Source organism: Streptomyces sp. NPDC007162, assembly GCF_040634175.1.
GTDB lineage: Bacteria > Actinomycetota > Actinomycetes > Streptomycetales > Streptomycetaceae > Streptomyces.
In genome coordinates, this window is record NZ_JBEYFC010000390.1 from 1 (window position 1) to 8,698 (window position 8,698).

Below are 8,698 nucleotides of genomic sequence, written 5' to 3' on the forward strand. Positions count from 1 at the left end.
CCGTTGCCGTTGGCGTTGATGAGCGTGGTGGTGCCAGGTGTCATGCAGAGGCTCTCCAAGGGGCCCTCACGTTCGAGGGCAGGCGGAAGCGCGGGTCGGCGGTGCGAGACGGTGCGGGAGGGAGCGTCGGCCGGTCAGACGGCTGGCGCGGTGCGGCGTCGGTCGGGGCCGGTGAGGATGACGCGTTCGGTCATCTCGGCGAGGCGGGAGGCGACGCGGTCGCCGAGCGCGGTGCGTAGCTCGGCGGTGGGGAGGTTGGTGGTGATGAGAGTGGGGAGCATGTGCTCGTACCGGTGGTTGATGAGCCGGTAGGTGAGCTCCTCGGTCCACTCGCTGGTCTTGGCCGCGCCGAGGTCGTCCAGGAGGAGCAGCGGGCAGCGGGCGAGCGTCTGCAGATCCCGTTCGCCGTCGTGGCCTGCGCGGGGGCGGAGGCGTGCGTGCAGGTCGGCGGAGGTGGTGGCCTCCCAGCGCAGGCGGACGCCGCGGCTCAGGAGGGCCCGGACGGCGCCGTACGCCTGGTAGGTCTTGCCTGTACCCGTGGGGCCGGCGATCAGCAGCGACGGCCCTTCGGCGATGCCTGGTCCGCCCGGGCCGGGGCGTCCTGCTCCGGCGATCTGGTCGGCCCAGGCGGTGATCTGGGGGTGGTCGGCCAGGGCGCGTCGGTAGCGGGCGGGGATGCGGGCGTCCGCCAGCTCCAGGGCGGTGACCGGCTCGGGTGTCGGCTCCTGGGCGGCAGCGGCGGCAGGGTCGATGCCGCGGTTGGCGAGGATGCCGTTGAGGCGGTCGGCGAGAGGGCCGACGCGCTGGGGCGCGCGGGTGAGGGTGGCGGTCAGAGCTCATCTCCGTAGGCGGCGACGATGTCGCTGGGGTTCGTCCAAGCCCTGTGGGCTGCCGGCGTGGCGGGGGAGGCGGCGTTCATGACCTCGTGGACGAGGCTGGGCAGGACGCTCGGGGACAGCCCCTTGACCCGATGGCGTTCGAGGGCGATCCGGATGTGTGCGGGGGCGATGCCCTCGGCGAGCAGCTTGCGCGCCTGCCGGCCCAGATGCCCCAGGAAGTCCTCCGGCGGGCGGTGGTTGCACGCGGCGACGTACTCGGCGATGAGCTGCTTGGCCGAGACGGTGTCGGGTGCTGGGGCGCTTGCGCCCCCCGAAGGGGTACCTCCTAGATCCACGGTCCTAGGTCCTAGATCCGGACGGTGAGGCTTCACCGTCGGCTCCGTGTGCTCTCCGTGAGTCCTCACGGAAGGTTCCCTGAATCCGCCCTGACCTGCGGCTTCGTCATCGGTATCGGGAATCCGTGCGGGCTCGTGCACCTCTCGCGCGTCCTCACGGAGGTGGCCGTGAGGCGGCAGTGAGGACTCAGCGAAGCCGGCCGCCGTGGCACTCGGCGTGGCTCCGGCCGAGGCGTCGTGTCGCGGGCAGGTGGGGATCCGGCTCTTGCTCGGCCGGTTGATCTTCTGGTGCCTGCTCCAGGTGACGACATGCAAGTAGCGCTTGTCATCGGGTCCCGTGTAGCGGCAGATCAGCCCGGCGTCGGCGAGCTGGGCGAGGTCCGTCTCGACATCGGACGGGGTGTGCTCTGGGCGCAGGACCCACAACTGGCCCGCGATGATCGCGGCGTGGTCGCGGTGGCGGCCCTGGTCGTCGGCCTGGGTGAGCAGGCCGATGAAGGTGCGTTCCGCGGTCAGGGAGACGGCGGCCAGGGACTCGGAGACGAAGGCTTCGGGCTTGATGGTGCGGATTCGTGCCAAGAGCGGGGCGGTCCTCACTCGGTGGCCTGTGGGCGGACACCACGGCTCACCGTCGGTCGGGTGGGATTCGAACGGGGAAGCAGGTGGGCTGTCGGCGCGGGGCGGGCGCCGAGCCCCGATTGTGTTTCCGGGGCGTCGTCAACATAGCCACACCCCGGCCACGCAAGTCCAGCCCGATCCGGCGCAATCTCTCACGGCAGAAAGGCCGCGGGAAAACAGACTGGAAAGCGGGCGGGAGGAAAACCGTAGGGCACGATCGCCGGTTGACCAAATAGTTGCCCCGCAGGCCGAGCCAGAAGCATCACATCGGGAAGCTGTTGACGGGCTGGCGACAGCGAAGCTACAACACAACACCCCACGCCAGAAGTGCATCTGGGTGTCTTGCCAGGCGGCACGACATGGGAGTGGGGGTTGGAATTCCCCCTCTGCTCGCCGACCGGGCGGGCGCAACATAGCCGACGATCGCCGGTTAACCAAACCGGCGAATGCAAGCTACAAATGGAGCCATGGCAGCACGTTCTCTGGAAATCGGTCCGGCAGGAATGCGGACCGCCCGAACCATCGAAATCCTCCGCACCGAACGCGGCCTCGCCCAACGTCAGTTGGCCGACCGCATCACGGCCCTTGGCCGTCCGATGTCCAACACGATGCTGTCCCGAATCGAACGTGCCCAGCGGCGCTGCGACATCGACGACCTCGTCGCCATAGCCGAAGCCCTTCTCGTCTCGCCCCTCGTGCTGTTGCAGGGATCGGGCGTCACCTGAGACGGGCCGCCCACTGCCGCTGATCGAGCGCCCGTCCCCGAAGTAAGGACCCACCCCCCTTGCCCCACCCCGCAATGCCCCCAGCCCTCGCACGCCTTCCACACCGAACGGAGGGCGAAGCCGCCCTGCCTCGTCTGTACCGCCCCGAGGAGATCGCCGAGACGCTCGGCTGTTCGGACTGGTGGGTCAAGGATCGTGCGCGCCGGCGCCTGATACCGCACACGCGAGTCGGCCGCGCCTACCGCTTCACCGCGGACCACCTCGCCGAGATCATCCGGATCCACGAGGAGCCGGCGCCACAGCGAGCGCCGTCCCCGGCCAGCCCGTCCGAGCCGACTCCGACACCGTCGCGCGCACCCGCGCAGACGCGGCCCTCCATGTCCCCCGCCCCACGCCTCAGGGCCCGACCGCCCCGCAGGGCCCAGTACGGCACTGCCGCCTAGCCGTACCCGGCACATCAGAGAGAGGAGGGAACAGAAGGCGTGGGGTTCGCCGAGAAGCGCAGCGGCTACTGGCGCGGCAGATACAAGGTCAGCGAGGGCAAGTACGGCACCGTCGTCGACCCGACGGGCGTGGTGGTCAAGTTCGCCACCAAGCGGGAGGCCAAGCAGGCCGCGGACGAGGAAGAGGCCAGGATCCGACGCGGCACCTGGCGTGACCCGGCGGCCGGACAGGAGACGTTCGGCGAGTATGCCAGCCGCTGGTACGACTCCCAGGACCTTGCCGCGTCCACCATGCAGAACTACCGGCGCCACATCGAGGAGCACCTGCTCCCCGAGTTCGAGGACAAGGCCCTGGCCGGCATCCTCCGCACCGACGTGGACGGCTGGGAGAAGAGGGAAAAGGCCCTCTACGCCGCGTCCAGCGTCAAGACGTGGCGCTCGACGCTCCACCTCATCCTGGCCGACGCCATGGACGAGGGCCTCATCGCCGCCAACCCGGCGGCCAAGCGACGCGGACGCGGCAAGCGTGCCGGCCGCTCTCGTGACCGCGGCCCCGAGAAGGTCATCACCGATCCGCTCGGCATGCTCCTCATCGCCGAACGCGCGGCCCTGTTGTCCGGCCGCGACGACGAGTTCGTGGCCGTGGTCACCAAGGGCTACACGGGGATGCGGTGGGGCGAAATCGTCGGCCTGGAGACCGAGTTCGCCCGTGCCGGTTCCCTACGTGTCGAGCACCAGCTGTATGAGCTGGACTCCGGCGAGCTGATCCGCTGCCCGCCCAAGGACGACAGCTACCGAACCATCGACACGATGGACTGGCTGTCGTCCTTGATCGCCGACCATGTCGCCCGTACCAAGCCCACCCCGTGCCCCTGCCACGGCAGACGATACGTCTTCCGGGGCCAGGGCACCGCTCGCACCGGCGGCCACCAGGGCGCCAAGCTCGTGGACGTCGCCCGTCGTGTGGACGTCTCCACCGGCACGGTGTCCAACGTCCTCAACCACCCGGAGCGAGTACGGAGGGAGACCCGGCTCCGCATGGAACTCGCCATCGTCGAGCTGAACTTCGTCCGTGGCGGTATCCCGACCGAGAACGCCGCTCACTGGCGCCGCAACGGCTTCGCCACGTGGCTGTTCACGCCCTCCGCCTCCGGTTGGTACCCGAAGAAGGCACCCCAGGAGGCCCGCCCCGTACCTCTTCTCGGAGATCCCTGGCCCGGCGTCCCGGTCCGTGGCCGCAATGCCCAGGATCGTGCCGATGCCTGCTGGCTGCCCATCGCCAAGGGCCTCACGCCGCACGGCCTGCGCCATTCCCACCGCACCCATATGGAGGACCTCGGCACCGAGAAGGTCCTCATGGACGAACGTATGGGCCATATCGACGGATCGGTCTCAGCCCGCTACGCACACGTCACCCCTGGGATGCGGAAGCGCCTCATGGCCGGCCTGACCGAGCACTGGGAAGCGGCGCTGGATGCCCGCCGCTCGCTGCATCCCCGCTCGCCCGTAGCCGTACTGGATCGGCTGCTGAGGGCACGCGGTTAGGGGTCTCCGGTGGGCGCCGACGGAGGAACGCGGAGTGCACTGACCAGCGCGCCTCTGCGAGGCTGACGAACATGACGGTGCACCAGTCCTCGGAGTTCCTGCAGCTGACCCGTCCCGGCGACGTCACCCCGTGCCTCAGACAGGAGCTCATCGACTGCTGGGAGGCGGTGGCCAACGCCGGCGGCGCGGTCCTCGCCACCGAGTTCCCGCCGCTGCCGGTGAGCACACGCGACGTCACCCCCGTGCTCGACGGGCTCGTCCACGCACTGCACCCCCGGCACGGCAGACTGCTCGTCGCCGCCGTCGGCGGCTCGCTCGCCGGCTGGCTGGTCCTGCGCCGGGAGCCGCATCCGCTCGGCTCGCACTGCGGCACCGTCAACCACGTCCAGACGCATCCGCGCTTCCGTGGGCGGGGAATCGGCGTCGCGCTGATGCATCGCGTCCGTGACGTCGCGCGGGACGAGATGGGTCTGGAGCGGCTGTCACTCTCGGCCCGAGGCGGTGTCGGCCTGGAGGAGTTCTACCGCAGGCTGGGCTGGGTGGAAGTCGGCCGATGGCCCGGTGCGCTGCGGATCGCCCCGGGCGACGACCGGGACGAGATCCTGATGAGCCTCGCTCTCTGACCCCTCCGACCGTCCCGATCCAGCCGTCGGACGTCGGGAAACGGTCGGGAAACAGTTTGCTGCCCCGCCGGGCCGGTCACAGAAGGCCCGGTGGGGGTTACGGTCGTTATGACCGTTTGCCGACACCGGTACGTTTTCCTCGGCGGGGAGGAACAGCTGGTATGAGCGACGACCCGTTGTACGACGACCCGTTGTACCTGGAACCGAGGCTGGAACCGCGCACAGCGGCGCTCCTGGAGTCGGCACCGCTTCTGCATACCCTCGTGGACGCGCTCGGATCGCCTCTCAACATCATCCTGCCGGACCAGATCGCTGAAAACGCGCAGCGCTTCCGGACGGTCTTCGACCGCCACCAGCTCACCGGACAGATCTTCTTCGCACACAAGGCGAACCGCTCCAGCGCCCTCGTACGACGGCTGACCACGACGGATGCGGCACTCGATGCCGCATCGCTGCGTGAACTGCAGCATGCGCTCGGGTCCGGGTTCACGGGAGACCGGATCATGGCGACCGGCCCCAAGGACCCGGAATTCCTCTGGCTCGCCGCGCGCAGCGGAGCGGTCCTCAACATCGACGGCCCTCAGGAGCTGGAGCAGGTCGCGGGCCTGGCCCGCGCGTACGGACTCCCGCGTCTGCGCGTCCTGCTACGCCTGTCCGGGTTCGAGACGTCCGGCCCCAGACGGCTCTCACGCAGGAGCCGCTTCGGCACGTCCGTGAAGTTCCTGCACCACCTGGTCGACATCCTCGACCGTCACCGGGAGGCGCTGGAGCCGATCGGTGTCGGCTACCACCTCGACACCACGAGCCTGGACGAGAAGGCAACCGCCCTCGAAGGGTGTCTGCGGGCCATGGAGGAGCTGCGGATCCAGGGATTCCAGCCGCGAGCGATCGACGTCGGCGGTGGCTTCGGCGTCAACTACCTGGCCCACGCACCCCAGTGGGAGCGCTACACGACCGAGCTCACTCACGCCGTCATGGGCAGCCGCCCACCCCTGACCCGGGACGGGCACGGCTACGGCCTCCGGGTCGAGAACGGCACCCTCCGGGGCGCCCTGACCCTCTACCCGGCGCATCGGCCCGTCACCGGCGCAGCGTACCTCGACGCGCTGCTCTCACACCCGGCGCCGAGCCTGGAACGCCCCCTGGGCACCCTGCTCCTGGAAAGCCTCTACGACCTCTATGTCGAGCCCGGCCGGGCCCTGGCCGACCAGTGCGGGCTCACCCTCGGCAAGGTCCTGGAAGTACGGCCCACGGACACGGGGGAGTGGATGGTGCGCCTCGCGATGAACGCGGGTGACGTGGGTCTGGAAGACCACGGCGTGCTCATGGATCCCGTGGTCCTGCCCCGCGACGCGCCCCCACCCGTCGCGGCGGGCCCGGTGCGCGTGCATCTCATGGGCAACCTGTGCCTAGAGGCCGATCTGATCACCCGCCGAACGGTCTTCCTGCCCCTCCTGCCGCGGCCCGGCGATCTTCTCGCCTTCGCCAACACGGCCGGCTACTGCATGGACTTCGGCGCCACGCACGCACAGCAGCAGCCCGTCGCCCGGAAGGCGGCCGTCCGCCAGGAGGGCGGTCACTGGCACTGGTGTCTGGACGAGCACTACTGGCCGCTCACACGTACGGGGGACCCGCAAGGATGAGGTACGACAGCATCACCGACGCCATCGGCAACACACCGCTGGTCCGCATCGACCCGGCCGTGCACGGCCTGCGCAACGTCGACCTCTACGCCAAGCTGGAGATGCTCAACCCCTTTGGCTCGCTGAAGGACCGGGCCGCGTGGAGCATGACCCGGCAGGACATCGCCGGGGCCAAGGAGCGCGGCGAGACGATCGTGGAGTTGTCCAGCGGGAACACCGCCAAGGCCCTGGCCCTCATCGCCGGCCTGCACGGGCTTCCGTTCAAGAGTGTCACCAACCGGATGCGTATCCCCGAGATCAAGGAGCTGCTCCTGCTGCTCGGCGCCGAGATCGAGGAACTGCCCGGACAGACCGAGTGCCTCGACCCGACCGACACCGACGATCCGCTGACACTCTTCCACCAGCAGTTGAGCCGCCCCGGCAGCGCACATCTGCACACGGACCAGTATTTCAACGTCCTCAACACCGAGGCGCACGCCACCGGAACTGGCCCGGAGATCATCGCGGACCTGGACGGCCGGTCCCCCGACTGGTTCATCGCCTGTGTGGGCACGGCCGGGTCGTCGACCGGCGTGGCCCGTGCCCTGCGTGCGCACGACCCTGCGGTGCGCGTCGTCGGACTGGTCGGGCAGAAGGCGGACTTCATCCCCGGCATCCGCACCCTCGACGAAGTACAGGAAGTCGGCATCTTCGACCCGGCCACCTACGACTCGCTGGAAGCGGTGAGTGCCGACGAGGCCATCGACGGCATGCTGACCCTGCTCCGCCGCTGCGGCCTGCTCGCGGGGCCCACCGGTGGGGCTGCCTACTTCGGAGCGGTCCGTCATCTCCGCCCGCTCGACGCCGAGTTGACGCAGCGCAGGTCAGCGGTGTTCATCGTCTGCGACCGGGTGGAGAGTTACGTCGGTTATGTCCGGCAACGCCGCCCTGACCTGCTGGGCCGCCCTCCGGCGAAGAACTCGCCCACCACACTGACCGACACCGAGATCCGGACGGCGACGGTCATCGACGTCGAGAACGCCCAGAAGTGGATCGCCGAGCAGCACCCGCTCGTGGTCGACCTGCGTGGCCCCTTCGCGTACGCGGCACTCCACATCGACGGCTCCATGAACATCGTCGACGAGCTCTTCGACGAACTCGTACGCGGCGGACTGCCGTTCAGCAAACGACAGCCCGTACTGCTCGCCTGCCCGGTCGGTGAGAAGTCCGCCCGGTACGCGGCCCTGCTCACCCGTATGGGCCACCCCGACGTGCGCAGCCTGGCCGGCGGCATCATCGCCTGGCGGGACGCGGGCGCGCCGCTGGTGCGTGACTGACATGGCTGATCCCGCCGCGGAACTGGCGGCACTGGCCGCGTGGCAGCGTCCGTTGCGTGCCGAGTTCCCGATCATCGTCAAGCACCCGCACCTGGCCTACCTGGACAACGCGGCCACCGCCCAGAAACCGCAGCAGGTCCTGGATGCCGTACAGACCTACCTGACCACGTCCAACGCCAACGCGGGCCGGGGCTCCTATCCCTGGGCCAACACCACGACGGCACTGGTGGAGAACACCCGGAACCGGATCAAGGCGTTTCTGGGCGACCCGGACCCGGAGCGGTCGTCGGTCCACTTCACCAGCGGGACCACGGAAGGGCTGCGCATGGTCGCCCGGGACTGGCTGCCGGCTCTTCTCGCGGACGGGGACGAGATCGTCGTCCCGTTCGCCGACCATCAGGCGAACCTGTCGCCGTGGCTGGAGGCGCGAGAGCTGCTGGCCCGCCAGGGCGTGCACATCAGGGTCCGGCAGCTGCCGTACCAGGCGAGCTCCGGCGACTACGACCCACGGGCCCTCGCCGTGCTCGTCGGCCCCCGCACCCGCTTCGTCGCCACCACCCATGTGCACCACGTCTACGGCGTCGACATGAACGTGCACCGGATACGGCAGG

General features: G+C 69.5%; 9 protein-coding genes. 7 read left to right on the top strand and 2 right to left on the bottom strand.

Annotation, left to right across the window (positions count from 1 at the left end; genetic code table 11):
- Positions 1-134: 134 nt before the first annotated feature.
- On the bottom strand, positions 135-833 hold the full coding sequence (locus ABZ646_RS33445) for an ATP-binding protein (protein ID WP_360527345.1): 699 nt from the start codon (positions 831-833) through the stop codon (positions 135-137).
- The gene (locus ABZ646_RS33450) at positions 830-1,753 is read right to left on the bottom strand and encodes a hypothetical protein (RefSeq protein WP_360527324.1); all 924 of its coding nucleotides are present in this window, start codon (positions 1,751-1,753) and stop codon (positions 830-832) included. The genes ABZ646_RS33445 and ABZ646_RS33450 overlap by 4 nt, the downstream gene beginning before the upstream one ends.
- A 506-nt stretch (positions 1,754-2,259) precedes the next feature.
- Here ABZ646_RS33450 and ABZ646_RS33455 point away from each other — a divergent pair.
- The 7 genes from ABZ646_RS33455 to ABZ646_RS33485 all read left to right on the top strand — a co-directional run.
- The gene (locus tag ABZ646_RS33455) at positions 2,260-2,517 is read left to right on the top strand and encodes a helix-turn-helix transcriptional regulator (protein WP_360527327.1); all 258 of its coding nucleotides are present in this window, start codon (positions 2,260-2,262) and stop codon (positions 2,515-2,517) included.
- Positions 2,518-2,591: 74 nt separating this feature from the next.
- Complete coding sequence (locus ABZ646_RS33460) at positions 2,592-2,960, top strand: helix-turn-helix domain-containing protein (RefSeq protein ID WP_360527348.1); 369 nt, start codon at positions 2,592-2,594, stop codon at positions 2,958-2,960.
- A 39-nt stretch (positions 2,961-2,999) separates the two neighbouring features.
- Entirely contained in the window at positions 3,000-4,505 is a 1,506-nt protein-coding gene (locus tag ABZ646_RS33465) for a LacI family DNA-binding transcriptional regulator (protein ID WP_360527330.1), read from the top strand.
- Positions 4,506-4,576: 71 nt separating this feature from the next.
- Positions 4,577-5,128: a GNAT family N-acetyltransferase gene (locus ABZ646_RS33470; protein ID WP_360527333.1), complete on the top strand. Its 552-nt coding sequence runs from the start codon at positions 4,577-4,579 to the stop codon at positions 5,126-5,128.
- Positions 5,129-5,289: 161 nt separating this feature from the next.
- Positions 5,290-6,771, top strand: a complete 1,482-nt coding sequence (locus tag ABZ646_RS33475) for a Y4yA family PLP-dependent enzyme (RefSeq protein WP_360527336.1) — start codon at positions 5,290-5,292, stop codon at positions 6,769-6,771.
- Positions 6,768-8,087, top strand: a complete 1,320-nt coding sequence (locus tag ABZ646_RS33480; RefSeq protein WP_360527339.1) for a pyridoxal-phosphate dependent enzyme — start codon at positions 6,768-6,770, stop codon at positions 8,085-8,087. Before ABZ646_RS33475 ends, ABZ646_RS33480 begins: the two co-directional genes overlap by 4 nt.
- Before the next feature lies 1 nt (position 8,088).
- A partial coding sequence (locus tag ABZ646_RS33485) for an aminotransferase class V-fold PLP-dependent enzyme (protein ID WP_360527342.1) occupies positions 8,089-8,698 on the top strand: 610 nt, incomplete at its 3' end.

What these genes read in the sequence shown, in the direction of transcription:
- ABZ646_RS33455 (WP_360527327.1), top strand. Translation starts at nt 2,260, where the DNA reads ATGGCAGCACGTTCTCTGGAAATCGGTCCGGCAGGAATGCGGACCGCC.
- ABZ646_RS33460 (WP_360527348.1), top strand. Translation starts at nt 2,592, where the DNA reads ATGCCCCCAGCCCTCGCACGCCTTCCACACCGAACGGAGGGCGAAGCC.
- ABZ646_RS33470 (WP_360527333.1), top strand. Translation starts at nt 4,577, where the DNA reads ATGACGGTGCACCAGTCCTCGGAGTTCCTGCAGCTGACCCGTCCCGGC.
- ABZ646_RS33475 (WP_360527336.1), top strand. Translation starts at nt 5,290, where the DNA reads ATGAGCGACGACCCGTTGTACGACGACCCGTTGTACCTGGAACCGAGG.
- ABZ646_RS33480 (WP_360527339.1), top strand. Translation starts at nt 6,768, where the DNA reads ATGAGGTACGACAGCATCACCGACGCCATCGGCAACACACCGCTGGTC.